Annotated in this window: 22 protein-coding genes; 13 read left to right on the top strand and 9 right to left on the bottom strand. The window is 70.1% G+C overall.

Annotated elements, in window-relative coordinates; translation table 11 throughout:
• Positions 1-52: 52 nt before the first annotated feature.
• Positions 53-958, bottom strand: a complete 906-nt coding sequence (locus ATK30_RS07095) for a glutamate ABC transporter substrate-binding protein (RefSeq protein ID WP_101434870.1) — start codon at positions 956-958, stop codon at positions 53-55.
• A gap of 121 nt (positions 959-1,079) precedes the next feature.
• Entirely contained in the window at positions 1,080-1,808 is a 729-nt protein-coding gene (locus ATK30_RS07090; RefSeq protein ID WP_183125614.1) for an amino acid ABC transporter ATP-binding protein, read from the bottom strand.
• 282 nt (positions 1,809-2,090) lie between these two features.
• On the opposite strand from ATK30_RS07090, the gene ATK30_RS07085 reads away from it, so the two are divergent.
• Both ATK30_RS07085 and ATK30_RS07080 read left to right on the top strand, forming a co-directional pair.
• Positions 2,091-2,759 carry a response regulator transcription factor gene (locus ATK30_RS07085; protein ID WP_101434868.1) on the top strand — a complete coding sequence of 223 codons (669 nt, stop codon included), beginning with the start codon at positions 2,091-2,093 and terminating at the stop codon, positions 2,757-2,759.
• Between the two features lie 3 nt (positions 2,760-2,762).
• The gene (locus ATK30_RS07080) at positions 2,763-4,148 is read left to right on the top strand and encodes a sensor histidine kinase (protein ID WP_101434867.1); all 1,386 of its coding nucleotides are present in this window, start codon (positions 2,763-2,765) and stop codon (positions 4,146-4,148) included.
• Here ATK30_RS07080 and ATK30_RS07075 read toward each other — a convergent pair.
• Both ATK30_RS07075 and ATK30_RS07070 read right to left on the bottom strand, forming a co-directional pair.
• The gene (locus tag ATK30_RS07075; protein ID WP_101434866.1) at positions 4,145-5,062 is read right to left on the bottom strand and encodes a TAXI family TRAP transporter solute-binding subunit; all 918 of its coding nucleotides are present in this window, start codon (positions 5,060-5,062) and stop codon (positions 4,145-4,147) included. The two genes, ATK30_RS07080 and ATK30_RS07075, sit on opposite strands and share 4 nt — an antisense overlap.
• 19 nt (positions 5,063-5,081) lie before the next feature.
• Positions 5,082-5,801 carry a heparin lyase I family protein gene (locus tag ATK30_RS07070; protein ID WP_101434865.1) on the bottom strand — a complete coding sequence of 240 codons (720 nt, stop codon included), beginning with the start codon at positions 5,799-5,801 and terminating at the stop codon, positions 5,082-5,084.
• Between the two features lie 233 nt (positions 5,802-6,034).
• Here ATK30_RS07070 and miaB point away from each other — a divergent pair, with 233 nt between their 5' ends.
• Entirely contained in the window at positions 6,035-7,516 is a 1,482-nt protein-coding gene (gene miaB / locus ATK30_RS07065; RefSeq protein WP_101434864.1) for a tRNA (N6-isopentenyl adenosine(37)-C2)-methylthiotransferase MiaB, read from the top strand.
• Positions 7,513-7,989: an Rv2732c family membrane protein gene (locus ATK30_RS07060; RefSeq protein ID WP_101434863.1), complete on the top strand. Its 477-nt coding sequence runs from the start codon at positions 7,513-7,515 to the stop codon at positions 7,987-7,989. Before miaB ends, ATK30_RS07060 begins: the two co-directional genes overlap by 4 nt.
• A 56-nt stretch (positions 7,990-8,045) precedes the next feature.
• On the opposite strand, the gene ATK30_RS07055 is transcribed toward ATK30_RS07060, so the two are convergent.
• Positions 8,046-9,359 carry a DUF349 domain-containing protein gene (locus ATK30_RS07055; protein WP_101434862.1) on the bottom strand — a complete coding sequence of 438 codons (1,314 nt, stop codon included), beginning with the start codon at positions 9,357-9,359 and terminating at the stop codon, positions 8,046-8,048.
• 225 nt (positions 9,360-9,584) lie between these two features.
• Between ATK30_RS07055 and miaA the strand changes: the two genes are divergently transcribed.
• Positions 9,585-10,505, top strand: coding sequence for a tRNA (adenosine(37)-N6)-dimethylallyltransferase MiaA (gene miaA, locus ATK30_RS07050; RefSeq protein ID WP_167441853.1), 921 nt, complete (start codon positions 9,585-9,587; stop codon positions 10,503-10,505).
• Between the two features lie 9 nt (positions 10,506-10,514).
• The gene (gene dapF, locus ATK30_RS07045; protein ID WP_101434861.1) at positions 10,515-11,342 is read left to right on the top strand and encodes a diaminopimelate epimerase; all 828 of its coding nucleotides are present in this window, start codon (positions 10,515-10,517) and stop codon (positions 11,340-11,342) included.
• Here dapF and valS read toward each other — a convergent pair whose 3' ends face one another.
• The gene (gene valS / locus ATK30_RS07040) at positions 11,343-13,844 is read right to left on the bottom strand and encodes a valine--tRNA ligase (RefSeq protein ID WP_101434860.1); all 2,502 of its coding nucleotides are present in this window, start codon (positions 13,842-13,844) and stop codon (positions 11,343-11,345) included.
• A 222-nt stretch (positions 13,845-14,066) separates the two neighbouring features.
• On the opposite strand from valS, the gene ATK30_RS07035 reads away from it, so the two are divergent.
• Positions 14,067-15,275: an IS110 family RNA-guided transposase gene (locus ATK30_RS07035; protein WP_101433892.1), complete on the top strand. Its 1,209-nt coding sequence runs from the start codon at positions 14,067-14,069 to the stop codon at positions 15,273-15,275.
• Positions 15,276-15,295: 20 nt separating this feature from the next.
• Here the strand turns inward: ATK30_RS07035 and ATK30_RS07030 are convergent, their stop codons facing one another.
• On the bottom strand, positions 15,296-16,549 hold the full coding sequence (locus ATK30_RS07030) for an MFS transporter (RefSeq protein ID WP_101434859.1): 1,254 nt from the start codon (positions 16,547-16,549) through the stop codon (positions 15,296-15,298).
• Between the two features lie 58 nt (positions 16,550-16,607).
• Between ATK30_RS07030 and ATK30_RS07025 the strand changes: the two genes are divergently transcribed.
• The 3 genes from ATK30_RS07025 to ATK30_RS07015 are packed head-to-tail and all read left to right on the top strand — an operon-like array spanning position 16,608 to position 19,676.
• Entirely contained in the window at positions 16,608-17,114 is a 507-nt protein-coding gene (locus ATK30_RS07025) for an ArsR/SmtB family transcription factor (RefSeq protein ID WP_101434858.1), read from the top strand.
• 43 nt (positions 17,115-17,157) lie between these two features.
• The gene (gene hflX, locus ATK30_RS07020) at positions 17,158-18,615 is read left to right on the top strand and encodes a GTPase HflX (RefSeq protein WP_101434857.1); all 1,458 of its coding nucleotides are present in this window, start codon (positions 17,158-17,160) and stop codon (positions 18,613-18,615) included.
• A 53-nt stretch (positions 18,616-18,668) separates the two neighbouring features.
• A complete protein-coding gene (locus ATK30_RS07015) occupies positions 18,669-19,676 on the top strand; it encodes a hypothetical protein (RefSeq protein WP_244194544.1) in 1,008 nt (335 codons plus the stop codon).
• 370 nt (positions 19,677-20,046) lie between these two features.
• Here the strand turns inward: ATK30_RS07015 and lexA are convergent, their stop codons facing one another.
• Entirely contained in the window at positions 20,047-20,706 is a 660-nt protein-coding gene (gene lexA / locus ATK30_RS07010; protein ID WP_067593639.1) for a transcriptional repressor LexA, read from the bottom strand.
• A 444-nt stretch (positions 20,707-21,150) separates the two neighbouring features.
• A complete protein-coding gene (locus ATK30_RS44630) occupies positions 21,151-21,579 on the bottom strand; it encodes a hypothetical protein (protein ID WP_143271355.1) in 429 nt (142 codons plus the stop codon).
• Positions 21,580-21,702: 123 nt separating this feature from the next.
• On the opposite strand from ATK30_RS44630, the gene ATK30_RS07005 reads away from it, so the two are divergent.
• The 3 genes from ATK30_RS07005 (at position 21,703) to ATK30_RS06995 (ending at position 26,123) form a co-directional block, all read left to right on the top strand.
• Entirely contained in the window at positions 21,703-22,470 is a 768-nt protein-coding gene (locus ATK30_RS07005) for a LysM peptidoglycan-binding domain-containing protein (protein ID WP_244194543.1), read from the top strand.
• A gap of 307 nt (positions 22,471-22,777) precedes the next feature.
• Complete coding sequence (gene nrdR, locus ATK30_RS07000) at positions 22,778-23,269, top strand: transcriptional regulator NrdR (protein ID WP_101434855.1); 492 nt, start codon at positions 22,778-22,780, stop codon at positions 23,267-23,269.
• Between the two features lie 37 nt (positions 23,270-23,306).
• The gene (locus tag ATK30_RS06995) at positions 23,307-26,123 is read left to right on the top strand and encodes a vitamin B12-dependent ribonucleotide reductase (protein ID WP_101434854.1); all 2,817 of its coding nucleotides are present in this window, start codon (positions 23,307-23,309) and stop codon (positions 26,121-26,123) included.
• Positions 26,124-26,223: the final 100 nt, after the last annotated feature.

The raw sequence follows: 26,223 nt of genomic DNA, 5'->3' as shown, positions 1-26,223 counted from the left end.
GGTGTACGGCGGCCGGTGGGCGAAAGCTTCGCCCACCGGCCGCCGGATCAGGTCAGTACCGCTCGATGGCCGGCGGCGTCGCGGGCGCGCCCGACTTGCCGAGGGTGGCGTCGTAGATCTTCTTCCAGGTGCCGTTGGACTCGGCGGCCTGCAGCAGGTCGTCGATCTTGTCGCGCAGCACCTTGTCGTCCTTGTTCAGGCCGATGCCGTAGGGCTCCTTCGAGAACGGCTTGCCCACGACCTTGAAGCTGTCCGGGTCCTGCGCGGCGTAGCCCTTCAGGATCGCGTCGTCGGTGGTGACCGCGTCGACGTCCTTCGTGGTCAGCTTCTCCACGCACTGCGAGTACTTCTGGAACTCGACGATCTGGTCGGTCAGCTTCTGCTCGCGCACGCGCTGGATCGGGGTCGACCCGGTGACCGAGCAGACCTTCTTGCCCTTCAGCGTCTCCGGCCCGGTGATCGAGTTGTCGTCCTTGCGCACCAGCAGGTCCTGCCCGGCCTGGAAGTACGGGCCGGCGAACGACACGAGCTTCTTGCGCTTGTCGCTGATGGTGTAGGTGCCGACGTAGAGGTCGACCTGGCCGTTGGAGATGGCCTGCTCGCGCGCGGCCGAGTCGACCGTCGTGTACTTGATCTTGTCCTCGCTGAAGCCGAGGCCCGCCGCGACCATCCGGGCGATCTCGATGTCGAAGCCCTGGAACTTGCCGGTCTTCGGGTCCTTCTGGCCCAGCTCGGGCTGGTCGTCCTTGACGCCGATGGTGATCGTGCCCGCGGACTTCATCTTCGCGAACACCGGCGAGCCGTCGAGCTTGACGTCCTTGGCCACGTCGTAGGTCGGCAGCGGGCCGGTGCTGGCGTTGGAGTCCCCGCCGGAACCGGCCGGGGTGCCTTCCTTGCCGCAGGCCGTGAGCAGCAGCCCGCCGGCGAGCAGGGCGGCCGTGAGGGTGCGGATCCTCATGTCAGTCTCTCTCCAATATCTGTCCGGGAAACATCTGTCCGGGAAACGTCGGTACCGGTCCGGGTACGGGCCGATTACAGCCACCCCGGACGCGGGGCGCCGGGGGATTCCCCCGAACGTGTCAGTGGGTCAGGATCTTGCCCAGGAAGTCCTTGGCGCGGTCGGATTTCGGCTTGGTGAAGAACTCCTCCGGCGTCGTGTCCTCGACGATCTCGCCGTCGGACATGAAGATCACGCGGTCGGCGGCGCGGCGGGCGAAGCCCATCTCGTGCGTGACCACCAGCATGGTCATGCCGTCCTTCGCCAGCCCGGTCATCACGTCGAGCACCTCCTGGACCATTTCCGGGTCCAGCGCCGAGGTCGGCTCGTCGAACAGCATCACCTTGGGCTTCATCGCGAGCGCGCGGGCGATCGCCACGCGCTGCTGCTGGCCGCCGGACAGCTGGGCCGGGTACTTGTCGGCCTGGTTCGCGATGCCGACGCGCTCGAGCAGTTCCATCGCGGTCTTGCGGGCCTCGGCCTGCGCCGTCTTGCGCACCTTCATCGGCGCGAGCATGACGTTCTCGAGGATCGTCTTGTGCGCGAACAGGTTGAACTGCTGGAAGACCATGCCGACGTCGGCGCGCAGCGCGGCGAGCGCCTTGCCCTCGGCGGGCAGCGGCACGCCGTCCACGGCGATCTCGCCGGAGTTGATCGGCTCGAGGCGGTTGATCGCGCGGCACAGCGTCGACTTGCCCGACCCGGACGGCCCGAGCACGACGACGACCTGGCCTCGCGGCACCTCGAGGGTGATCTCGCGCAGCACGTGCAGGTCGCCGAAGTACTTGTTCACGGCGGCCGCCTTGATCATGGGCGTCGCCACCTCGGTGGTCATCGTGGCCTCCAGAGCTCCGTTGGTCGTCCGGCGTCCGCGGAACCGGGGTTCCGCAACGCTTGCGGAAACCTACTACCGGGACATCTCTTGTAAAGACGGCTTGAGCAATACTTAGGGTTTCAACTACGTATCGGATGCGGCCGTCGTGGCGGCGTTCAGCCTAGTCGGGACTGTGGCCGCCGCCACGCACCGTGTCCGCGAGGCGTGGTGCCTTAGAGTTCCGGCTACCGTGGTCTGGATCACCGGGGAGGCTGAAGCGTGCGCGTGCTGCTGGTGGAAGACGACGACCGGGTCGCCGGGGCGCTCGTGCCCGCACTGGTCCGCCGGGGCCTCACCATGCAGCGGCTGCCGTCCGGGGCCGGGGTGCTCGACCGGGTCCACGACGTCGACGTGATCCTCCTCGACCTGGGTCTTCCCGACGTCGACGGCGTGGTGCTCTGCCGGCAGATCCGGGCGGTCAGCGACGTCGCGGTGATCGTCGTGTCCGCGCGCGGCGAGGTGAACGACCGGGTGCACGGCCTGCGCGCCGGCGCCGACGACTACCTGGTCAAGCCGTACGACGTGGAGGAACTGCTCGCGCGCGTCGAAGCGGTGCGGCGGCGGCGCGGCGAACGGGCCGCGCCCGCGGTCCCGGTGGTCGAGGTCGGCGACGTCCGGATCGACCTCGCCCGGCACGAGGTGCTCGTCGCGGGCGAGCCGATCGCGTTGTCCCGCAAGGAGTTCCAGGTGCTCGCGCTGGTCGCGGCGGCGGGCGGCGCGGTGTGCTCGCGCGAGCAGGTGCTGAACGAGGTGTGGGGGCACCGCGGCGCGGCGGAGAGCCGTTCGCTGGACGTGCACGTCGCCACCCTGCGCACCAAGCTCGGCCGTCCGGCGCTGATCGAGACGGTTCGCGGCGTGGGCTACCGGCTGGGCAGCGGACGGGACTGACCGGTGCGCGTCCGGCTGCAGGGCATCGTCGTCACGCTCGTCGCGCTGCTCGTGTTCGGGCTCGGCATCCCGCTCGCGCTGAGCATCGCGGGCAGCCTCCAGCAGAAGCTCTTCCTCGACCGGCTCACCGACACCTCGCGGTTCGCCTCGCTCGCCCAGCGTCCGCTGCTCGACAACCATCTCGGCCTGCTGGAACCTGAACTGCGCAGGTACACCGAGGTGTACGGCGTGAAGGTGGTCGTGGTGAACCAGGACGGCGACCCGGTGCTGAGTTCGGTGAGCGGCGCCGTGGACCGGGCCGCGATCCAGGTGCCGGTGAACGAGGCGCTCGCCGCCCGGCCGCCCGAGGCGGGGCCGTTGCTGATGCCGTGGGCGACGAAACCGCTGGTGCTGGCCGAGCCGATCCTCATCGACGGCGAGGTGCGCGGCGCGGTGGTGACGGAGTCCGCGACCGACCACGTCCGCACCCAGTTGATGTGGCAATGGCTGCTGCTGGCCGCGTGCGCGCTGGTCGCGTTCGGGCTCGCGCTGCTCGTCGCGCTGCCGGTGGTGCGCTGGACGCTGCGCCCGGTCCGGCGGCTGGACGAGGCGACGGGCGCGCTGGTCGCGTCCGTGGTCAGCGGCCGGGAAGCGGAGCCGGTGGGGGAGAGCGGCGGCCCGCCGGAGCTGCGGCAGCTGGGGCGGTCGTTCGACCGGATGGCGGCCAGCGTGTCGGAGGCGCTGGCCGCGCAGCGCGCGTTCGTCGCGGACGCCTCGCATCAGCTGCGCAATCCGTTGACGGCGTTGAAGATCCGGCTGGGCAATCTCGACGGCCAGGTGACCGACGAAACCGCGGCGGCCGATCTCGAAGCGGCGCAGGTGGATGCCAAACGGCTGAACCAGATCCTCGACGAGCTGCTGTCCATGGCCCGTGCGGAAGCCGCGGGAGGAGAGCTGGTTTCCGAAGACCTCGCCGAGGTGATCGCCGATCGCGTGGCCGACTGGTCGGTGGTCGGGGCGGCCCGCGAGGTCTCGTTGGAAAGCAACGTGGACGTCAACGGCGCGCGTGTGCTCGTGCCTCCGCGCGGGCTGGAGGTCGTACTCGACGCTCTGCTGGACAACGCGCTCAAGTTCAGCCCTTCCGGTACTTCCGTCGAGGTGGCCGCGAGCGTGGTCGAGGACCGCGTGAAGGTCTCGGTCCGCGACCACGGCCCCGGGTTGCGCGAGGACGAACTGGAGCGGGCCGTCGACCGGTTCTGGCGGAGCACGGCGCACCAGAACGTGCCCGGATCGGGGCTGGGGCTGGCGATCGTGACCGAGATCGTCCGGCATTCCGGCGGCGAGATCCGGCTTTCCCTTCCCGACGGCGGCGGGCTGCGGGTCGCGATGGACTTCCCGGTCGCGGGCTAGACCTTCTCCGCGCGGTAATACGCCAGCGCGCCGGGATGCAACGGCAGCGGCCCGGTCTCGATGCCCGGATGCACGTCGATCGACAGCGCCGCCCGGTTGACCGCCGCGAGCTGCGGTCGGGCGTCGTAGAGGCCCTTCGTGAGCGCTTCGGCGACGTCCGCGGACATCGAGGTGGGCACGACCAGGAAGTTCGGCACCACCAGCGTCGTGACCGGACCGGGCTGGTCGTACGTGCTGCCGGGGATGGTCGCGGTGCCGTATACCGGGCTGAACCGCTGCATGCCCGGCATCAGCGCGGACATGTCGAGCAGCCGCAGGCCGACCTTGCGGTTGTACTCGGTGATGAGCGGCGTCGGCAGCCCGCCGGACCAGAACATCGCGTCGATCTTGCGGTCGGCCAGCGCGGAGAGCGAATCCTCGAGGCTCAGCTGGTTGACCGCGACCGCGCTTCTCAGCCCGGCGACCTGCAGCACCCGGTCCGCGATGTACTCGACGCCGGACTCCGGCGACCCGACCGCGATGTGGCGGCCGCGCAGCATCGGCACCGAGGTGTAGGGCGAGTCCTTGCGGACGACGATGTGCAGGTAGTCGTCGTGGATGCGGGCCAGCGCGGCGAGCTTGCCGGGGTGCGCGGCCGCCGCGTCCGCGGCCAGGTCAGCGGCGACGAACGCGACGTCCGCGCTCCCGGAAAGCACTCGGTTGAGGTTGTCGCGCGAGCCCTGGGTGGCGAGCACCTCGGGCGTCTCGATGCCGAGTTCGCCCGCCCACGCCGAAGCCAGCGGCACGGCGAGGTCGTGGTACACGCCGCCCACCGACCCGGCGGCGACGCGCAGGTGCAGGTTCGCGAAGCTCGGCCCGCACCCGCTCAGCAGCACCGTGAGCACTGCCAGCATCGCCCCAAGCCTCCATCGCATGGGGCGATGGTGCCAGAGGTCAGCCGGTGACGTCGGCCAGGCTGCCGCCCATCCGGATCTTGCTGAGCCACTGCGTCGCCGTCTGGTCGGCCTGGTGGTAGACGCCCCACTTCAGGTAGTTGCGGGTCCCGTCGATCGTGGTGCCGGTGTAGGTGGTGGACCCGTCGGAGAACGTCTGCCGTTTGCCGTCGAACCAGAACTGGATCGTGCCCTTGGTGCGGTCGGTCGAGATCCGGAAGGCGATGTCGTGCCACTGGTCGTTCGAGATCGGCGTGTCCCAGAGGGTGACGCTCGTGTGGTCGGTCGTCCAGTCCTCGAGCCGGAGCTTGCCGCCGATCACCTCGAGGACGATCGGATGGTTCGCGGTGCCGGTGCTCGGGCTGCATTTCAGCTGGAACACGTAGCGGCTGGTGGAGTCGGTGATGCGGTACTTCGACGACCAGCCGAGGTAAAAGGTCTTGCCCGCGGAGAGGTCCGGGCCGACCGCCTCGCAGCGCTCCTCGTTCGCGAGCTGCTCGGCGACCCACACCTTGCCCTTCGCGGCGTCTTTCGCGGTTTTGAAGTGGCCGTCGGCGCACTGGATCGAGGTGAACGCGCCGACGCCGGCGGCGGGGTCGGCCGACCAGGTGACCGACCGGGGAGCCGGGGCCGGAGCCGCGCCGACCGGGGCGGCCGCGATCGCGGCGACGACGAGCGTGCTCGCGACAGCAGCCGCCGAACAGGCGAAAACCTTGCGCACTTTTCCTCCATAGCGGCGGCGGTCCGATTCGGAACAATGGCGATGATCTTATCTTCGGAACGGTGCGGGAAACAATAGCGGAAATTGTTCTCCGATGGCCGTTTCGGCGCATTTCCGTTCCCGGTCAACGGCACATTTCCCGATTAGCGGAATTGTGCTGGCGTCCGTCCGATAACGCCCGGGCGGGCGGGTGCCGGGCCAGGCGCGGGCCCCGGGGTTTACGCTGGAGCACGATGAACGCGAAAACGTACCAGATCCGCACGTTCGGCTGCCAGATGAACGTGCACGACTCCGAACGGCTCGCCGGGCAGCTCGAGGAAGCCGGCTACGTCCCCGCCGCGGGGCAGGCGAAGCCGGATCTGGTCGTGTTCAACACCTGCGCCGTGCGGGAGAACGCGGACAACAAGCTCTACGGCACCCTCGGGCACCTCCGCCCGGACAAGGTCGCCAATCCGGACATGCAGATCGCCGTCGGCGGCTGTCTCGCGCAGAAGGACCGCGGCGACATCGTCAAGCGGGCGCCGTGGGTCGACGTCGTCTTCGGGACGCACAACATCGGCTCGCTGCCGGCGCTGCTGGAGCGCGCGCGGCACAACGCCGAGGCCGAGGTCGAGATCCTCGAATCACTCGAGACGTTCCCGTCCACGCTGCCCGCGCGCCGCGAATCGTCCTACGCGAGCTGGGTGTCGGTTTCGGTCGGCTGCAACAACACCTGCACGTTCTGCATCGTGCCGTCGCTGCGCGGCAAGGAGCGCGACCGCCGTCCCGGCGAGATCCTCGCCGAGGTCGAGGCGCTGGTCGCCGAGGGCGTGCTCGAGGTGACCCTGCTGGGCCAGAACGTGAACTCCTACGGCGTCGAGTTCGGCGACCGGCTCGCGTTCGGCAAGCTGCTGCGCGCCACCGGGGGGATCGAGGGGCTGGAGCGCGTGCGGTTCACCTCGCCGCATCCGGCCGCGTTCACCTCGGACGTGATCGACGCGATGGCCGAGACGCCGAACGTCTGCCACCAGCTGCACATGCCGCTGCAGTCCGGTTCGGACCGCGTGCTGCGCGAGATGCGCCGGTCGTACCGGTCCGCGCGGTTCCTGAACATCCTCGACGAGGTGCGCGCCGCGATGCCGGACGCCGCCATCACCACCGACATCATCGTCGGTTTCCCCGGCGAGACCGAGGAAGACTTCCAGGCGACGCTCGATGTCGTCCGCGCCGCGCGGTTCTCCAGCGCGTTCACCTTCCAGTACTCGAAGCGCCCCGGCACTCCCGCCGCGGAGATGGACGGCCAGTTGCCGAAGGAGGTCGTGCAGGAGCGCTACGACCGGCTGGTCGAGCTGCAGAACGAGATCTCCTGGGAAGAGAACCGCAAGCTGGTCGGCCGCCGGGTCGAGCTGCTGGTCGCCGCGGGCGAGGGGCGCAAGGACGCGGAGACGCACCGGATGAGCGGCCGCGCCCGCGACGGACGCCTGGTGCACTTCACGCCGACCGGATCGGCCGTCGACCGCTCGGTCCGGCCGGGCGACGTCGTGGAGACGGTGATCAGCTACGGCGCGCCGCACCACCTGGTCGCCGACGGCGACCTCCTGACGCATCGCCGCACGCGAGCGGGCGACAACGCCGAAGCCGGTCTTCGGCCCAAGACGAGCGGGGTCACCCTGGGACTGCCGGGCTTCGGAGCCCCGGCGGCGCAGCCGGCCCCGGTGAGTGGGTGTGCAGGATGAGCGAACCGGGGACGCCGGCCGAGGTCGATCGCCGGCTGAGCGAAGAGATCGACGACGCGGGCCGCCTCGCCGCGCGCACGGTGGAGCTGGGCAGGCGCGGGTTCACCATCTCGGTGCTGATGTTCGTGCTGCTCGTGGCCCAGCTCCTGCCGTGGGCCCAGGGCCGCGCGGGCTGGGAAACGCTGGCCGGCCAGGCGGGCGGGGTCCCGCAGCTGTTCGCCGTGACGTCCACCGGCGTCGGCTTGTTCATCGGCGCGGTCGCGCTGGTGTCCCGCCGCTGGTGGGTCGCGTGGTGCTGCGCCGCGGGCGGCTGGTTCGCCTCGGTCGACGGCCTGCTGGCGATCTGGTCGCAGCAGTCCGCGCACGCCAGCGGAGCGGCCGGAGACGGCCCGGGCATCGGCATGATCGTGGCGTGGATCGCGACGATCGTCCTGGCGACGCTGTGGATGCGCACGGCGTTCTCGCGTAACTGAACCAGGCAACGCAAAGGGCCGGCACCCGCGGGTACCGGCCCTTCGCGCGCTCAGGATCAGCGATCGGCGACCGCGGCTTCCGCGGCCTCCATCCACTCCCGCCACTGGGCGGCCTGCTCCTCGGCCTTCTTCGCCCGCCGCTCGTCCCCGGCGGCCCGGGCCTTGGCGGCCTGCGATTCGAACTGCTCGACCCGCTCCCGGAACTGCGCGGCGCGCGCCTGCGCCTCCGGGTCGGTGCGGCGCCAGCGGCTGTCCTCGGCCGACTTCACCGCGTCCTGCACCGCCTTGAGCCGCCCGTCGAGTTCGCGGATGCGTTCGCGCGGGACCTTGCCGATCTCGTCCCACTGCTCCTGGATCTTGCGCAGCGCCGCCTTGGCCGCTTCGAGGTTCGCCGCGACGTCGATCTTCTCGGCCTCGACCAGCAGTTCTTCCTTGCGCTGGGCGTTGCCGGCGAACTCCGCGTCGCGCTCGGAGAACACCGCCGAGCGGCGGGCGAAGAACGCGTCCTGCGCGGCGCGGAACCGCTGCCACAACGCCTCGTCGCTGTCCTTCGGAGCGCGCCCGGCGGCCTTCCACTCGGCCATCAGCTCCTTGTACCGGCCCGCGGTGGCGCCCCAGTCGTCGGAGTCGGACAGCGCCTCGGCCTCGGCGATCAGCTCTTCCTTGCGCTGCTTCGCACTCGCCCGCTGCTTGTCCAGTTCGGCGAAGTGCGAGCCGCGGCGGCGGTTGAACGCCTCGCGGGCCTTCGAGAAGCGCTTCCACAGCTCGTCGTCGGTCTTGCGGTCGACGCCCTTGACCGTCTTCCACTCGTCGAGGATCGCGCGCAGCCGGTCGCCCGCGGCTTTCCACTGGGTGGACTCGGCGGCGATCTTCTCCGCCTCGTCGGCCAGCGCCTGCTTGCGCGCCACGGCCGCGGCCCGGGCTTCCTCGCGTTCGTGCTTGACGTTGACCAGCGCCTTCTCCGCCACTCCGATCACGTAGTCGAGCCGCGCGGCGAGCGCTTTCAGGTCGCCGACCACGGCCGCCTCGCCGAGCCCGTCGCGGATCTGGGTGGCGCTCGAGAGCGCGTGCTTCGGATCGCCCGCTCCGGACTTCAGCCGCGTTTCGAGCAGTTCCACCTCGGTGCGCACGTCGTCGAAGCGGCGCGCGTAGTGCAGCAGCCCTTCCTCGGGCGTCCCGGCCTGCCAGACCCCGACCTCGCGTTCGCCGTCGGCGGTGAAGACGTAAACGGTGCCTTCCTCGTCGACCCGGCCCCAGGTGGCGGGGCTGGGCTCGGCGGGCGGCACCGGAGGCGCGGCATGGCCGGCTCCCTGCGCGTGCGGCACCGGGTGCGGTGCCGGGGTGCCGGGGGACGTGTTCTCCTGGGCCATCGCAGGCTCCTTATCGCCTGTACGCCCGCTGCTGCGGGCGCCCCGCCGCGGGAGCGGGGCCGGGTTGCGCTGTTGTCGTGCTCTGCCGGGGGCATGGGGCCCCAGCGGCATTCAAGCAGCTCAGCGCGCGCCGTGGTACTGGGTGAGCCGCCTGAAAGCGTTGATCCTACTTCTCCTTGACGCTCCGTGCCCGCGTCCCGCCCCGGCCGGGTAGCGTTCTCCGGCGTGATCAGCCCAGCTCAACGGCCTCGTCCGGTGGCCGTCGTCGGCCCCACCGCCACCGGGAAGACCGCGCTCGCGGTCGAACTCGCGCTGGCGCTGGACGGCGAGGTGGTGAACGCCGACGCGCTCCAGCTCTACCGGGGCATGGACATCGGCACCGCCAAGGCGACCGTCGAGGAACGGCGAGGGGTCCCGCACCACCTGCTGGACGTACTCGACGTGACCGAAACCGCGTCGGTCGCCGCCTATCAGCGTGATGCCCGCGGCACGATCGAGCGGATTCTCGAAGCGGGCCGGGTTCCGGTGCTGACCGGCGGTTCGGGCCTGTACGTGCAAGCGGTGCTGGACGACCTCCGTTTCCCCGGCACCGAACCCGCGGTGCGCGCGCGGCTCGACGAGGAGGCCGCCGAACTCGGCACCGCCGCGCTCTACACCCGCCTGGGGGAGCGCGACCCGGCCGCCGCGGCGGCGATCCTCCCCACGAACACCCGGCGCATCGTGCGCGCGCTGGAGGTCATCGAGATTACCGGCGAACCGTTCTCCGCGAACCTGCCGAAACCGGGTCCGGCGCGCTGGGACACGGTGCTGATCGGGATCGACCGCGAGATCGCCGAGCTGGACCAGCGCGTCGACCTGCGGGTGGAGCGGATGTTCGAGGCCGGTCTCGTGGACGAGGTGCGCGCGTTGCTCGACCGCGGGTTGCGGGAGGGGAAAACCGCTTCGCGAGCGCTCGGCTACCAGCAGGTGCTGGCCGAGCTGGACGGCGAAGGCGACTTCGGGGCAGCTGCCGCGGCGACCGCGCAGGCCACCCGGCGGTTCGTGCGGCGGCAGCGTTCGTGGTTCCGGCGGGACAAGCGGATCCAGTGGTTCGACGGCGGATCGGCGGACCTGGCCGGGCGGGTCCTCGCCGCGCTCGACCAGTAGCCTGGACGCATGGGCGGGATCGAATTCCTCAAGGGCCACGGCACGCAGAACGACTTTGTGCTGCTGCCTGACGCGGCCGGCCGCCTGGACCTCACGGCGGAACGGGTCGCCGCGCTGTGCGACCGGCAGCGTGGCCTCGGCGCGGACGGCGTGCTGCGCGTTGTCCGGGCGAAGGCGATCGGCGAAGAGTCGGCCGGCGAGTGGTTCATGGACTACCGCAACGCCGACGGCTCGATCGCCGAGATGTGCGGCAACGGCACCCGCGTTTTCGCGCGCTACCTAGTCGACGCCGGACTGGCCGAATGCGGCGAGTTCGTCATCGGCACCCGCGCGGGCGACCGGCCGGTCGTCGTGCACCCGGACCGTTCGGTCACCGTCCAGATGGGCCCGGCGGCGATCACCGGCACGTCGGTCACCGTGGTGGCCGGGCAGCCGTTCTCCGGGGTCGCGGTGAACGTCGGCAACCCGCACCTGGTGTCGGTCACCGACACCGACATCGCCGGTCTCGACCTGCGCGACCAGCCCGATTTCGACCACGACTTCTTCCCGGCCGGCGTCAACCTGGAATTCGTCAACGTGCTCGGCGAGGGCGCGCTGGCGATGCGCGTCCACGAGCGCGGCGTGGGGGAGACGCGCGCCTGCGGCACCGGCACGGTCGCCGCGGTGGCCGCCTCGCTGCACCTCGCGGGCAAGGACACCGGCGAGTCCACAGTGGACATCCCGGGCGGCCGGGTGTCGGTGACGGTCGGGCGCGGCGAGTCCACGCTGACCGGACCGGCCGAGATCGTGGCCCGCGGCGAGCTGGACGAAGCCTGGTGGCTCGCCGCGGGCGCCTGATCAGCTGATCGTCACCGCCACCGAGAGTTCGCCCTCCTGGGTGGCCACGGTGGTGACCACCCCGGCGATCCGCACGTCCTCGGCGACTCCGGCGAAGCCTTCGAGCACGTCGGCCGGAGCGGTGACCGACAGCGTCTCGACGGCGGTCCGCATGGACACCCTCGCGTCGGTCTTGGCCCGGCGCACCGCGGCGATCACGGAGCCGGCCAGCGGCAGCAACGTGACGTCCCCGTCGCTGGCGGGCGCGGTCGGCCAGGCCGCCTGGTGCACAGAGCCTTCCTGCCACCACGACCAAATCTCTTCAGTGGCGAACGGCAGCACCGGCGCGAACATCCGCACCAGCGCCGACAGCACCGTCCGCAGTGCCACCTGCGCCGATTCAGCTGCCTCCGCCCCGAGATCGCCGTACGCGCGGCCCTTCACCAGTTCCACGTAGTCGTCGCAGAACGTCCAGAAGAACGTCTCCGTGACCTGCAACGCACGCGCCTGGTCGAGCGCTTCGAACGCGGCTGTCGCCTCTTCGAGCACGTTCGCCAGCGCGGCGAGCACGGACCGGTCCAGCGGCTTCGTGGCGACCGAATCCGGTTTCGGAGTCCCGAGGCCGAGGACGAACCGACTCACGTTCAACAGCTTCGTCGCCAGCCGTCGCCCGACCTTCATCTGGCCTTCGTCGACCGCCGTGTCCACGCCGGGCCGCGCGCTTGCCGCCCAATAGCGCACCGCGTCGGAACCGTGCCGCTCCAGCAGATCCGCGGGCGTGACGACGTTGCCGACCGACTTCGACATCTTCTTGCGGTCCGGGTCGAGCACCCAGCCGGAGATCACCGCGTCCCGCCACGGCAGCACGCCTTCCTCCAGTTCGGCGCGGACCGCGGTGGAGAACAGCCAGGTGCGGATGATCTCGTGCGCCTGCGGCCGCAGCGAGAACGGGAACACGCGGCGGAACAGGTCGTCGTCGAGGCTCCAGCGACCGGCGATCTGCGGCGTCAGCGAGGACGTCGCCCAGGTGTCCATCACGTCCGCCTCCGCGACGAACCCGCCCGGCACGCCGCGCTGCTCCTCGGAATAGCCCGGCGGAACGTCGGTGCTCGGGTCCACCGGAAGGCTCGCGTCGTCGGGCACGAGCACCGCGTCGTGGTCCGGCTCCCCGTCGGCGTCCAGCGGGTACCAGACCGGGATCGGCACGCCGAAGAACCGCTGGCGGCTGATCAGCCAGTCGCTGGTCAGGCCCTCGACCCAGCTGCGGTAACGGACCTGCATGTGCGGCGGGCCCCAGTTCAGCTCCTCGCCGCGCTCCAGCAGTTTCGCGCGCAGGGCGTCGTCGCGGCCGCCGTTGCGCAGGTACCACTGGCGGCTGGTGACGATTTCCAGCGGCTTGTCGCCCTTTTCGTAGAACTTGACCGGATGCGTGATCGGCCTCGGCTCGCCGCGCAGCGCGCCCGCCTCCCGCAGGAGCTCCACCACGATCTGGCGTCCAGTGTGGACAGTCTTGCCCGCCAGCTCGCTGTATGTGTCCGCCGGGACGCCGTGCGGAGGTTCGGAACGGAACCGGCCGTCGCGGCCCAGCACCGGACGCGTTTCGAGCCGCAGCGCGCGCCACCAGGTGACGTCGGTGGTGTCGCCGAAGGTGCACACCATCGCGATGCCGGTGCCCTTTTCCGGATCGGCGAAGTGATGCGCGTGGACCGGAACCTCGACCCCGAACACCGGTGTGCGCACGGTTTTCCCGAAAAGGCCTTGGTAGCGCTCGTCATCCGGATGCGCGACGAGCGCGACGCACGCGGGCAGCAACTCGGGCCGTGTAGTCGAGATCAGCACGTCAGCGCCGTCGTCGGCGGTGAACACGAGATCGTGATACGCGCCCTGCCGTTCCCGGTCCTCCAGTTCCGCCTGCGCGACAGCGGTGCGGAAGGTGACATCCCACAGCGTCGGGGCTTCGGATTGGTACGCCTCGCCGCGCGCGAGGTTGCGCAGGAACGCGCGCTGCGAGATTTCCGTGGTCGCCGGGTCGATCGTCTGGTACGCCAGCGTCCAGTCCACCGAAAGCCCGATGCTCCGCCAGACCTCCTCGAAAACCTTCTCGTCGGTTTCGGTCAGCTGACGGCACAGCTCCACGAAATTGCGCCGGGACACCGGAATCGCGTTCTTGCCGGGTTGATCCGGCGGGGCGAAGGACGGGTCGTAGGGCAGCGACGGCTCGCAGCGCACGCCGAAATGGTTCTGCACGCGGCGTTCGGTGGGCAGGCCGTTGTCGTCCCAGCCGACCGGGTAGAAGACCGAACGCCCGCGCATCCGTTGGTAGCGCGCGAGAACGTCGGTGTGCGTGTAGGAGAAGACGTGCCCGATGTGCAGCGAACCGCTCGCGGTCAGCGGCGGCGTGTCGATCGAGTAGACGTCCGGGCGCGTCCGGTCGAACCGGTATACGCCTTCGCGTTCCCACACCGGTACCCATTTGGCGGTCAGGCCGTCGACGTCGGCTTTGTGCGGGATCTTCTCGTTCATGCCCGCCCTACCTTTCAGGGATGTCCGCGGTCCGCGAGGATCGGCGGATGCAGGTGGAGCGGGTATGGCTTTCATGCCTGCTGCCGGTGATGGTTCAGAGTGCTGTGCCGCCCGCTCCACCACCTGGTTCTGACCGCTGATTAGGCACTGCGAACCATCGCTATGTAGGGCGTTGACGGCGGAATCGGGACGCACCACACCGTGTGATCGACCGGAGGTTCGATGGCAGTAAAAGCAGGCATCGATGTCGCCAAGGAGTTCCACTGGGTCGCGATCGTCGCCGCCGAGACCGGGAAAGTCCTGCTCTCCCGGCGCGTCGACAACGACCCGGACAGCATCGACGCCCTGATCGCCCAGCTGCGCCAGGCCGAAGCCGAGCACGGCGAGCTCACCGCCGCGATCGACCTGATGGGCGGAGTGGCCAGCTTGCTGACCGCCATGCTGCTGGAGGCAGGTGTCCGCCTGGTCCACGTCCCGGGCCTGGTGGTCAACCGAGCCCGCCGCGCCAGCAAGGGCGGCGAAGCCAAATCCGATCCCCGCGACGCGGCCACCATCGCCGACCAGCTGCGCCTGCGCGACGACTGGCGCATCGTCACCGCCGAGGACGACATCACCCTCGACCTGCGGATGCTGGTCTCCCGACGCCGTGAACTCGTCATCGATCAGACCCGCCGCCTCAACCGGCTGCGCGAAACCCTGGCCGGGTTCTTCCCCGGCCTGGAACGCGTCGTGGACGTGACCAACCTCAGCGACCTGCGGCTTCTGGTCCGCTTCGTCACACCGGAAGAGGTCCGCGAAGCCGGACGCGACGGCCTGATCGATCACATGCTGGCCGCGGGCGTCCGCCGCAGCTATGCCGAACCCTTGGCAGGCAAGGCGATTGCGGCCGCTCAGGCCCAGCATGTGATCGTTCCCGGGCAGAAGCGCATGGCCGAGTTCGCCCGCGAGTTCGCCACCGACGCGATCGCGGCCCGGCACCGCATCGGCGAACTGGAGAACCAGATCGCCGACGGGCTCGACCGCCACCCTGACGCGGCCCTCGTCCGAAGCCTGCCGGGGATGGGGGCCACCCTGACCGCGGAATTCCTCGCGGAGGCAGGAAACCTGGACCGCTTCGCCAGCGCCGATCAGCTCGCTTCGGCCGCCGGCCTCGCGCCGGTCCTGCAGCAGTCCGGGAAGATGAACTACCTGCGGCGAGCCACCGCCGGCAGCAAACACCTGAAGTTCATCTTCTACCAGTCCGCGTTCTGCGCGATCCGCACCGACCCACTCAGCAAAGCTTTCTACCAGCGCAAACGCGCCGAAGGGAAGCGCCATCACCAGGCACTGATCGCGCTGGCCCGACGACGCATCAACGTCCTCTACGCGCTCCTGCGCACCCGCCAGCCTTACCAGGCCGACTACCGACACACCACGGCTACCGCTGCTTGACATAAACATTAGGCAGCACTTTACGGGGCGGGTACAGCGATTTCCGCGCCCGTCGGCAGATCCCGCATGCGCCGCAGCGGCGAGCAGATCACCCACAGCGCGCCCGCGACCGGCCCGGCGGTCCCGATGCACAGCGCGGCGGTGAGCCCGAGCCATTCGCCGAGCCCGCCGCCCAGCAGCCCGCCGAGCGGCAGGGCGCCCCAGACGATGAACCGGACACTCGCGTTCATCCGGCCCAGCAGCCGGTCCGGAGTGATCGCCTGCCGGTAGGAGACCTGCGCGATGTTGTAGAGGATCACGCCGAACCCGAACGCGGCCATCCCCAGCCCGGCGAGCGCGATCCGCCAGTCCGGACCGGCGAACAGGACCAGGATCCCGCCCGGCCACAACAGCACCGGGACCAGCCAGATCGACCGGGCCTGCCCGATCTTCCGGATGATCGGCCCGGCGCACAGCGCGGCCGCGATGCCGCCGACACCGCTCGCCGCGAGCAGCCCGCCGACCTCGGCCGGTTTCAGCCCGGCGGTGCGGGTCAGGTACAGCACCTCGACGGCTTGCACCACGCCGCTGAACAGGTTCGACGTGGCCGTGCAGGCGACGATCGCGCGCAGCGGCCGGTCGGCGACGATGAACCGCAGGCCTTCGAGCATCTGCGGCACCAGCCGGTCGCGCTTTGAGCGTTCCGGGAGGGTTTCGACGGTACGGATGCGCCACAGGCACAGCGCGGAGGTGAGGTAGCCAAGGCCGGTGACCAGGACGGTGCTGGCCGCGCCGAGGAACTGCACGAGCACGCCGGCGAGGCTCGGCCCGGCGATCTGCGCCGACGACTGCACGCCCTGCAGCTTCGCGTTGCCCTCCAGCAGCTTCTCGCGGCCGACCAGCGCGGGCAGATACGCCTGGTAGGAGACGTCGAAGAAGACCGTCGCGAAGCCGACGAACAGCACGACCGCGAGCACCTGCGCCATGGTGAGCACGCCGGCCCACCAGGCGAGCGGGATGCTCAGCAGCAGCACCCCGCGGACCACGTCGGCGGCGAGCATGAGCGGCCGTTTGCGCATCCGATCCACCCAGACGCCCGCGGGAAGGCCGAGGACCAGGAAACCGAGCGTCTCGGCCATGGTCAGCAGGCCCATCTCGAACGGAGTGGCGGCCAGCGTGACCGCGGCGAGCAGCGGAATGGCCGTGACCCCCACGAACATCCCCAGCTGGCTCGCCGTGTCCCCGGCCCACAGCCTGCGGAAATCGGCGTGGAAGAACAGTGAGTCGCGACGCACCCGATCGAGTGTTGTCGAGTGATTGGAAAGTGTCAATCACTTTGTCTAGGCTGCGCGGATGCCGTTGCACCGACGTCCCTCCACCGAAGCCGAGGCGGCCGCGCTCGCGTCCGGAATACGGCTGCGCATCATCCGGTTGACGTCTTTCGAGGCGATGACGAACAAGGAGCTGGCGGCGCGGCTCGGCCGCGACCCGGCGACCACGCTGCACCACGTGCGGCGGCTGGTCGACACCGGTTTTCTCGTTCCCCAGGAACCGCGGCGCGGCGCGCGCGGGGCGAAGGAGATCCCGTACCTGTCCACCGGGCTTTCCTGGCAGCTGGAGAACGCGGACGGCAGCGCCGTCGCGATCAACGAGGCCATGCTCGAGGCGTATCTGGCCGAAATGGCCGAGGCGGACCTGGAGACCACGGACACGACGCGACTCGTGGTCCAGGTGGGTCCGGAGGAAGTCGCGGAGTTCAAACGGCGGCTCGAAGGACTGCTCGAAGAGTTCAAGGCCCGGCCCCGCGATCCGGCCGCGGAACGCACGGCCGTGTACGTCTCGGTTTATCCCAGCAGGTAATCCACTCGGCTCCCGCGCGGAAACGTGGGACCATGGAGGCACGATGACAGAACAGACACACACCGACCTGAACAGCACAGAGTTCTACGACGACGACCCCTACGACCCCTCGGTCGGGGAGATGGAGCTCGAGGACCGCGCGTCATTGCGCCGGGTCGCGGGCCTGTCGACCGAGCTCGAGGACATCACCGAGGTCGAGTACCGGCAGCTTCGGCTGGAGCGCGTCGTGCTGGTCGGCGTGTGGACCGAAGGCACCGCCCAGCAGTCCGAGGCGTCGCTGGCCGAACTGGCGCGACTGGCCGAGACGGCGGGCTCGGAGGTGCTCGAAGGCCTCGTCCAGCGGCGGCAGAAGCCCGATCCGGCGACGTACGTCGGGTCCGGCAAGGTACGCGAGCTGCGCGACGTGGTCGTGGCGACCGGCGCTGACACGGTGATCTGCGACGGCGAGCTTTCGCCCGGCCAGCTGCGCCAGCTGGAGGAGAAGGTCAAGGTCAAGGTGATCGACCGGACCGCCCTGATCCTCGACATCTTCGCCCAGCACGCCCGTTCCAAGGAGGGCAAGGCGCAGGTCGAGCTGGCCCAGCTGCAGTACCTCGTCCCGCGGCTGCGCGGATGGGGTTCGGCGCTGTCCCGGCAGGCAGGCGGCCGCGCTGGCGGCGCGAACGGCGGCGTGGGCCTGCGCGGGCCCGGTGAAACGAAGCTGGAGACGGACCGGCGGCGGATCAGCAAGCGCGTGGCGAAGCTGCGCCGGGAGATCGCCGCGATGGACACCATCCGCGAGACCAAGCGCGGCAAGCGCGTGGCCAACGAGGTGCCGAGCGTGGCGATCGTCGGCTACACCAACGCCGGCAAGTCGAGCCTGCTCAACGCCCTGACCGGGGCCGGGGTGCTGGTGGAGGACGCGCTGTTCGCCACCCTCGACCCGACCACGCGACGGGCGCAGACGGCCGACGGGCGCACGTTCACGCTGACCGACACGGTCGGGTTCGTGCGGCACCTGCCGCACCAGCTGGTGGACGCGTTCCGCTCGACGCTGGAGGAGGCGGCCGACGCCGACCTGCTCGTGCACGTCGTGGACGGTTCCGACCCGGCCCCGGAGGACCAGGTCAGCGCGGTGCGCGAGGTGCTCGCCGAGATCACCCGCAGCCGCAAGGAGCCGCTCCCGCCGGAGCTTCTGGTGATCAACAAGGCCGACGCGGCCGACGACGTCACCCTGGCCCGGCTGCGGCACGCGCTGCCCGGTTCGGTGCAGATTTCGGCGCGCACCGGTTCCGGCGTGGCTGACCTGGCCGAGGTGCTGGCCGAACGGCTGCCGCGGGCGGACACGGTGATCGACGTGCTGGTCCCGTACGCGCGGGGCGAGCTCGTGTCGCGAGCGCACGCGGAGGGCGAGGTGCTGGAAGAGGAGCACGTCGCCGACGGCACGCGCCTGCGGGTGCGGGTCCGGCCGGACCTCGCCGCGGCTCTGCGGGCGTTCGAAACCAACGCCTCGGCGCTCTGAACGTCTTCCGTAGTGCACGGCCCGGGCGGGTCGTGCACTACGGAGGTGAACTGGTGCGGGTCGTCCTGGCACTGACGGCTGTTCTGATGCTCGCGGGCGCGGTCCCGGCTGCGGCAGCTCCGCCGCCTGCTCCGGAAGCGCTGTGCCAGGTCACGGACAAGCGCCTCAACGAGCTGTCCGGACTCGTTTCCGACGGCGAGCATTGGTACGCGATCAACGACGGCGGCACCAAGGTGCAAGTCTTCGTCCTGGACCCGAAATGCCAGGTGAAGGACGTCCTGACCGATCCGACGGATCCATACGACGTCGAAGACCTCGCCCGCGGCAAAGACGGCACCCTGTGGCTTTCCGACACTGGTGACAACCGCGCCACACGCGAAACGGTCGCGCTGCTGGAGCTGAAACCGGCCGGCGGCGCGGCAGTCGTGCATCGCTTGACCTATCCGGACGGTCCGCACGACACCGAAGCCCTGGTTCTGGACCAGTCCGGCACGCCGTTCCTCGTGACCAAAGACCTGCTGGGCGTTTCCAAGGTGTACAAACCGTCGGGCCCGCTGGCGGCTCCCGGCCCGACGAAACTGGAGCAGGTCGGCACGCTGCGCGTCCGCAGCACCGACACGCCGGGCGGTCCGGTCGGCTCGTTCGGTTCGGCTTTGATCACCGGAGGCGCGACCAGCGCGGACGGCACGGTCGTCGCGCTGCGGACTTACACGGACGCGTATCTGTACGCGGCCCCGGACGGCGACGTGGCGGCAGCTTTGCAACGCGAGCCGGTGCGGATTCCGCTGGCGAACGAGAAACAGGGCGAAGCTATTGCTTTCGAACCGGACGGCACGCTGTTGTCCGCGAGCGAAGGCGTCGGCGAACCGGTGCGGGCGATCAAAAACGCGACGGCCTTGGTCACGCCGCGCGCGCCCGCGCCGAAGCCTGGTGGCGACGCTACTCCGCAGCCCGCTGAGCAGGACTCCGGTGGTTTCCCGGTCGCTCCCGCTGCCGCCGTTGCGGCGGTGGTCGTTCTCGGTGCTGGGTTCCTGGTGGCCAGGAAACGCCGCCGCTCCTGACGCGGCACTGTTCGCTGATCGTGCGCTGTTTTCTGACGCGCCGCCCTTTCTGAGTTGTCGCCGCGCCAGATGGGCCGTCGTGCGGGATGCGCCGCCGCACTTGACGCGGCACGGTTCCTGGTCGTGCGCTGCTTTCTGACGCGCCGTCGCGTCTGAGTCATCGCCGCGCCGGATCCGCCGCCGCGCGGATGCGCCGCAATGCCGGACGCGTGCCGGATGGGCTGCCGCGCCGGACGTGGCGCCGCACCTGACGTGGCACCGCGTCGGAGCTGCCGCTGCTGCTGATGTGGCGAACCTCTACGGCCTTCGACCGGAATCCTGAGTGCTCGCTCCCCTCGCCCGGAGCCCTGGGAGGGGAGCGCGCCCATGCTCAGAGTCGGCGCAGCACCGCCACGACCTTGCCCAGAATCGACGCGTCGTCGCCGGGAATCGGCTCGTACGCGTCATTGTGCGGCATCAGCCACACGTGTCCGTCCTTGCGCTTGAAGGTCTTCACCGTGGCCTCGCCGTCGATCATCGCGGCGACGATGTCCCCGTTCTCCGCGGCGGGCTGCTGCCGGACGACGACCCAGTCGCCGTCGGTGATGGCGGCGTCGACCATCGAATCGCCGGTGACGCTCAGCAGGAACAGCTCGCCCTCGCCGACGATTTCGCGCGGCAGCGGGAAAACGTCCTCGACGGCCTGCTCGGCGAGCACCGGACCGCCCGCCGCGATCCGCCCGACCAGCGGCACGTACGCCGCCTTCGGCACGGACGGCTGCTGGTCCATCTCGATGCCCATCGGGTTGTCGTCCGTGGACGCGAGCACGCCCACCGCGCGCGGCCGGTTGGCGTCGCGGCGCAGATAGCCCTTGCGCTGCAGCGCGCGCAACTGGTGCGACACCGACGACGTGGACGTGAGCCCCACCGCCTCGCCGATCTCGCGCACGCTCGGCGGGTAGCCGAAGCGGCTCACCCACGTGCGGATGACGTCGAGCACCTGCTGCTGGCGGACGGTCAGCGTCTCGTCCACGTCGTACACCTCGGGCATGGCGCTTACCTTCCCCGTGCTCTCGTGACCGGATTCGCGCGCGGATTGTGCGGATTGTGCGGACGCCTTGCCTCGCGAGGCCCCCTTGGCCCCTTTCGCCGCGGTGCCCTTCACCGTGTCCTTCTCCAACGCTGCGTCGCCTCCAGCTGTCCCGCGGCCGCCGTGTCGGCGGCCGCGCGTTTCCGCGTGCGCCGGTCCGGAATCCGCGTTTTCCGCGAACGCCCGTCCGGCGGCACCCGCCGGAGCCGGTCCGGCAGATGTCCTGGTCACCGACGTTAGCCACCGCGCGCGACGATTTCAAACATCTGTTCGATCGACACGCCGTGTCCTCTCGATTTTGTCGGTGCGGGGTGGTAGACCTTCGCACGGACGTTCGATAGAACGCCTGTTCGATCTGGACCGCTGCGGCGCAGGTGTACGGCCCGGACCGGACGGATGCGCAGGTCACGAGGAGGTTCCGGCATGTCGATCCTGGCAGATCGCGGGCTCGTCCGCCCGCTTCGGCCCGTCCCCGCCGTCCGCCCCGCCGAGGGCGGCGCCGCGTCGGACGGACCGGTCCCGGCCCGGAGGGAACCCGGGTCCGGCGGTCCGGCACGTCGGTCGCGGCGGCGCGCGGAGCGCGGCGAAGCCACCCGAAAGGATGGTGTTGCGGAGGGCGCTGACGCCGAATCCGCCGCTGACTCGGCAGCGGCGGCCGGTTCCGGCGAGGTGGTGGAGCTTCGCGGCCGGACCAACGCCCGACGCGGCCTCGGCGCGGATCTGCCCGGCGAGGATTCCCTCGGCGCGGCAGGCCGAGGCGACTCGCGGCGGCGTCGCGGTGCGGGCGAGCCCCGGGGTTCGCGCGGCGAGGCCGGGCGTGGGCGCTCCTGGCACGCGGCAGCCGAGGCTGGCCTCCCCGACGGCGAGCGAGCTGAGTCCGCGCGGTCGGTGCCGGGCGATGCAGCCGGGCGGGTCGGCCCCCGGTCGGCGGAGGGCTACACGGCTTCGATCGAACCGATGCCGCTCAACCGAGGCGCGCGGTCGGCGGGGGAATCTGCCGGGTTCGCGGCCGCGCTCGAACGAGGCGCGCGGTCGGCGCGCGAGGTTGCCGACCTGCGCTCCGCCGCTGCTGTTCGGTCCGCTGAGCGCGCAGGGTTCCAGACCTCGGCTCCTTCGGCCGCCGAGCCCGGGGAAGCTGCGGTCCGGAAGTCCCGCGAGATGCGCGGCCGCACCGCCGTCCAGTCCGCGGAGCGTGCCGGGTTCCAGACATCGGCCCCGTCCGCCGTCGAGACCGAAGTAGCTCCTGCGCGCGGCCGCACCGCGGTCCGGTACATCCCCGTCGCCGTTCCGGGCAACCCCGGCCGCACCGCGCGCGAGCGGCGTGGCGAGCCGTTGCGACCGCCGTCGCGGGCGCGGGTCGTCGCCGGGCAGCGCGGCGGCGTGGCCTGCAAGAGCGAGGCCCGCCCGTCGGTGCGGTGGCCGTGGCTGTTCGCGATCGCCTTCGTGGCTTGCCTGATCGTCACCGGGCTCGGCGTTTTCGGCGCGGGAGTGTCCAGCGGCCCGGTGCCGTCGCGGACCGCGTCCGTTTCCGTGCAGCCCGGCGATTCGCTCGGCGCGCTCGCCGCCCGGTTCGCGCCGGACGCGGACCAGAGCGCGGTCGTCGAACGCATCAAGGAGCTCAACAACCTCGACGACACCGCTCTGCTGCCCGGCATGCCGCTCACCGTGCCGGTCGCGTGGCCCGGCAGCGGACAGGGCGGGGAAGCGGGCACCGCGGGGCCATGACTGTCGGAAACCACCCGGTCGCATCTTGCGCAACCGCTCTTTCACCCTCTCGGGTTCCTTGCGCCCGCCCCGGAGGCGATCTAAGGTCTACCCCTATATCTAGTAGTTACACCGCTGTAGTTGGTCCACAGGTAGGGGTAGACTGGCGGCAGTTGTCCACAGCCGGCCGGCAGTTGCCCACCGGATGTCCACAAGTCGATCACCAGGCGCGGGGTCGCGCGCGGTGACCGCGGTCCAGGCCGTAGCGTGGCGGCAGGGGCCGGTGGGGACAGGAATCGACCGGCGCGGAGGGGAAGGTGATCGGCGGATGAGGTGCCCGTTCTGCCGGCATGCGGACTCTCGGGTCGTCGACTCCCGAGAGGTGGACGAGGGACAGGCGATCCGGCGGCGGCGTTCGTGCGCCGAGTGCGGACGGCGTTTCACCACGTCGGAGACGATGGTGCTGGCCGTGGTCAAACGGTCCGGCGCCACCGAGCAGTTCAGCCGGGACAAGGTGGTCAACGGAGTGCGGCGGGCCTGCCAGGGCCGTCCGGTCGACGACGACGCGCTGCAGAAGCTCGCGCAGCGCGTGGAGGAGTCGATCCGGTCCGCCGGGCTGGCCGAGATCCCCAGCCACGAGGTCGGCCTCGCCATCCTCGGCCCGCTGCGCGAACTGGACGGCGTCGCGTATCTCCGGTTCGCCAGCGTCTACCGCTCCTTCTCCTCGGTCGAGGACTTCGAGAAGGAGATCGCCGACCTGCGGAAAGCCATGGCGGGAACTGCGGAGGACCAGGAAAGCGAGCGCGCCGGCGACGACTGAGCCGTCACCGGTCGCGGGGAGCGAGGGACAGGACCGCATGACCGAAACCGTGGGAACCGGCGCGGCGGCCGGACAGAACAAGAAGCCGAACAAGGGCCTCACCGTCCGGCGGGTCTTCACCACCGAGGGGATCCACCCCTACGACGAGGTCGCGTGGGAGACCCGCGACGTCGTCATGACGAACTGGCGCGACGGCAGCGTCAACTTCGAGCAGCGCGGGGTCGAATTCCCCGAGTTCTGGTCGGTCAACGCGACCAACATCGTCACCAGCAAGTACTTCCGCGGCGCGGTCGGCAGCCCGCAGCGCGAGAGCAGCCTCAAGCAGCTCATCGACCGCGTGGTGCGCACCTACGTGAAAGCCGCCGCCGACCACGACTACTTCGCCGGTCCGTCCGACCTCGAGATCTTCGAGCACGAGCTCACCTGGATGCTGCTGCACCAGGTCTTCAGCTTCAACTCCCCGGTGTGGTTCAACGTCGGCACGTCGTCGAAGCAGCAGGTGTCCGCCTGCTTCATCCTCGCCGTCGACGACACCATGGAGTCGATCCTCAACTGGTACCGCGAGGAAGGCCTGATCTTCAAGGGCGGCTCCGGCGCGGGCCTCAACCTCTCGCGCATCCGGTCCTCGAAGGAACTGCTCACCTCCGGCGGCACCGCGTCCGGCCCGGTCTCGTTCATGCGCGGCGCCGACGCCTCCGCGGGCACCATCAAGTCCGGCGGAGCCACCCGGCGCGCGGCGAAGATGGTCGTGCTCGACGTCGACCACCCGGACATCGAGGAGTTCATCCAGACCAAGGCGCGCGAAGAGGAAAAGATCAAGGTCCTCCGCGACGCCGGGTTCGACATGGATCTCTCCGGCTCCGACATTTCCTCGGTGCAGTACCAGAACGCGAACAACTCGGTCCGCGTGTCCGACGAGTTCATGCACGCCGTCGAGAACGGCACGGACTTCGGCCTGCGCGCCCGGCTCACCGGCGAGGTCATCGACCGCACCGACGCGAAGAAGCTGTTCCGCAGCATGGCGCAGGCGGCGTGGGAATGCGCAGACCCGGGCGTCCAGTACGACAGCACGATCAACGACTGGCACACCTGCCCCGAATCGGGCCGGATCACCGCCTCGAACCCGTGCAGCGAGTACATGCACCTCGACAACTCGAGCTGCAACCTCGCGTCGCTCAACCTGCTGAAGTTCGTGTCCGAAGAGGGCACGTTCGACGCGCCGCTGTTCGCGAAGGCCGTCGAGTTCGTCATCACCGCGATGGACATCTCGATCTGCTTCGCCGACTTCCCGACCGAGCCGATCGCCGACACCACGCGCAAGTTCCGCCAGCTCGGCATCGGCTACGCCAACCTCGGCGCGCTGCTGATGGCGCTGGGCCACGCGTACGACTCCGAGGGCGGCCGCGCGCTCGCCGCCGCGATCACGTCCCTGATGACCGGCGTGTCCTACCGGCGTTCGGCCGAGCTGGCCGGCGTCGTCGGACCGTACGAGGGCTACGCCCGCAACGCCGAGGCGCACCAGCGCGTCATGCGCAAGCACGCCGCGGCCAACGAACTGATCCGCACCTACCACAGCAACGACGCCGCGGTCCGCGCGCTGGCGTCGGAGGAGTGGCACAAGGGCATCGAACTGGGCACCCGCAACGGCTGGCGCAACGCGCAGGCCTCGGTGCTCGCGCCCACCGGCACCATCGGCTTCATGATGGACTGCGACACCACGGGCATCGAGCCGGACTTCTCGCTGGTGAAGTTCAAGAAGCTCGTCGGCGGCGGGTCCATGCAGATCGTGAACCAGACCGTGCCGCGCGCCCTGCAGGTGCTGGGCTACCAGCCCGAGCAGGTCGAGGCGATCGTCGAGTACGTCGCGCAGCACGGCCACGTGGTCGACGCGCCGGGCCTGCGCCCCGAGCACTACGAGGTGTTCGACTGCGCGGTCGGCGACCGGTCCATCGCGCCGATGGGCCACGTGCGGATGATGGCCGCGGTCCAGCCGTTCATCTCGGGCGCGATCTCGAAGACGGTCAACATGCCGGAGTCGGCGACCGTCGAGGACGTCGAGGAGATTTACTTCCAGGGCTGGAAACTCGGCCTCAAGGCCCTCGCGATCTACCGCGACAACTGCAAGGTCGGACAGCCGCTGTCCACGGCGAAGAAGAAGGAAGCCGCGGCGGACACCGAGCCGGAAAAGATCGTCGAATACCGCCCGGTGCGCCGCCGCCTGCCGAAGAAGCGCCCGAGCCAGACGGTGTCGTTCACCGTCGGCGGGGCCGAGGGCTACCTGCACGCGGGTTCGTACCCGGACGACGGCCTCGGCGAGATCTTCGTGAAACTCGGCAAGCAGGGCTCCACGCTGTCCGGCGTGATGGACGCCTTCTCGATGTCCATCTCGGTCGGCCTGCAGCACGGCATCCCGCTCGAGTTCTACGTTTCGAAGTTCTCGAACCTGCGCTTCGAACCGGCGGGCATGACCGACGACCCGGACATCCGGATCGCCACGAGCGTCATGGACTACCTGTTCCGCCGCTTGGCGCTCGACTACCTGCCGTACGAAAAGCGGGCCCAGCTGGGCATTTTCACCGCGGACGAACGCTCGGCCGAAGTCGAGGCGAACTACGGCGGCCAGAACATCGACCTCGACGCGCTGCGCAGCAGTGTGGATTCCTCGCCGGCTCGCACGGAAGAGTCCACAACGGACACTTCGGCGCGCGACGCGCACAGCACGGCCGAACTGATGGAACTCCACCTCGGCAAGGCGGCGGACGCACCGCTCTGCATGACCTGCGGAACGAAGATGCGGCCCGCGGGATCGTGCTACGCCTGCGAAGGCTGCGGCGCCACGTCCGGCTGCAGCTGATCGGCAGCGGTTCAGGCGCATCTAGGTCGAGCGGGGCTCCGGAAATCCTCCGGGGCCCCGCTCGGCTCAGGCGCGGGAATGGCGTCGCGGTTGGGGAGGA

Origin of the sequence: Amycolatopsis echigonensis (assembly GCF_002846615.1) — a bacterium.
GTDB classification, from domain to species: Bacteria; Actinomycetota; Actinomycetes; order Mycobacteriales; family Pseudonocardiaceae; genus Amycolatopsis; species Amycolatopsis echigonensis.
This window is presented reverse-complemented; position numbering and strand designations above follow the sequence as displayed.

Bases quoted from the DNA above. Each gene is read 5' to 3' on its own strand.
- ATK30_RS07095 (WP_101434870.1), bottom strand. From the start codon at position 958: ATGAGGATCCGCACCCTCACGGCCGCCCTGCTCGCCGGCGGGCTGCTG.
- ATK30_RS07090 (WP_183125614.1), bottom strand. From the start codon at position 1,808: ATGATCAAGGCGGCCGCCGTGAACAAGTACTTCGGCGACCTGCACGTG.
- ATK30_RS07075 (WP_101434866.1), bottom strand. From the start codon at position 5,062: ATGCGATGGAGGCTTGGGGCGATGCTGGCAGTGCTCACGGTGCTGCTG.
- miaB (WP_101434864.1), top strand. From the start codon at position 6,035: ATGAACGCGAAAACGTACCAGATCCGCACGTTCGGCTGCCAGATGAAC.
- ATK30_RS07060 (WP_101434863.1), top strand. From the start codon at position 7,513: ATGAGCGAACCGGGGACGCCGGCCGAGGTCGATCGCCGGCTGAGCGAA.
- ATK30_RS07055 (WP_101434862.1), bottom strand. From the start codon at position 9,359: ATGGCCCAGGAGAACACGTCCCCCGGCACCCCGGCACCGCACCCGGTG.
- dapF (WP_101434861.1), top strand. From the start codon at position 10,515: ATGGGCGGGATCGAATTCCTCAAGGGCCACGGCACGCAGAACGACTTT.
- valS (WP_101434860.1), bottom strand. From the start codon at position 13,844: ATGAACGAGAAGATCCCGCACAAAGCCGACGTCGACGGCCTGACCGCC.
- ATK30_RS07035 (WP_101433892.1), top strand. From the start codon at position 14,067: ATGGCAGTAAAAGCAGGCATCGATGTCGCCAAGGAGTTCCACTGGGTC.
- ATK30_RS07025 (WP_101434858.1), top strand. From the start codon at position 16,608: ATGCCGTTGCACCGACGTCCCTCCACCGAAGCCGAGGCGGCCGCGCTC.
- hflX (WP_101434857.1), top strand. From the start codon at position 17,158: ATGACAGAACAGACACACACCGACCTGAACAGCACAGAGTTCTACGAC.
- lexA (WP_067593639.1), bottom strand. From the start codon at position 20,706: ATGCCCGAGGTGTACGACGTGGACGAGACGCTGACCGTCCGCCAGCAG.
- ATK30_RS07005 (WP_244194543.1), top strand. From the start codon at position 21,703: ATGCCGCTCAACCGAGGCGCGCGGTCGGCGGGGGAATCTGCCGGGTTC.
- nrdR (WP_101434855.1), top strand. From the start codon at position 22,778: ATGAGGTGCCCGTTCTGCCGGCATGCGGACTCTCGGGTCGTCGACTCC.
- ATK30_RS06995 (WP_101434854.1), top strand. From the start codon at position 23,307: ATGACCGAAACCGTGGGAACCGGCGCGGCGGCCGGACAGAACAAGAAG.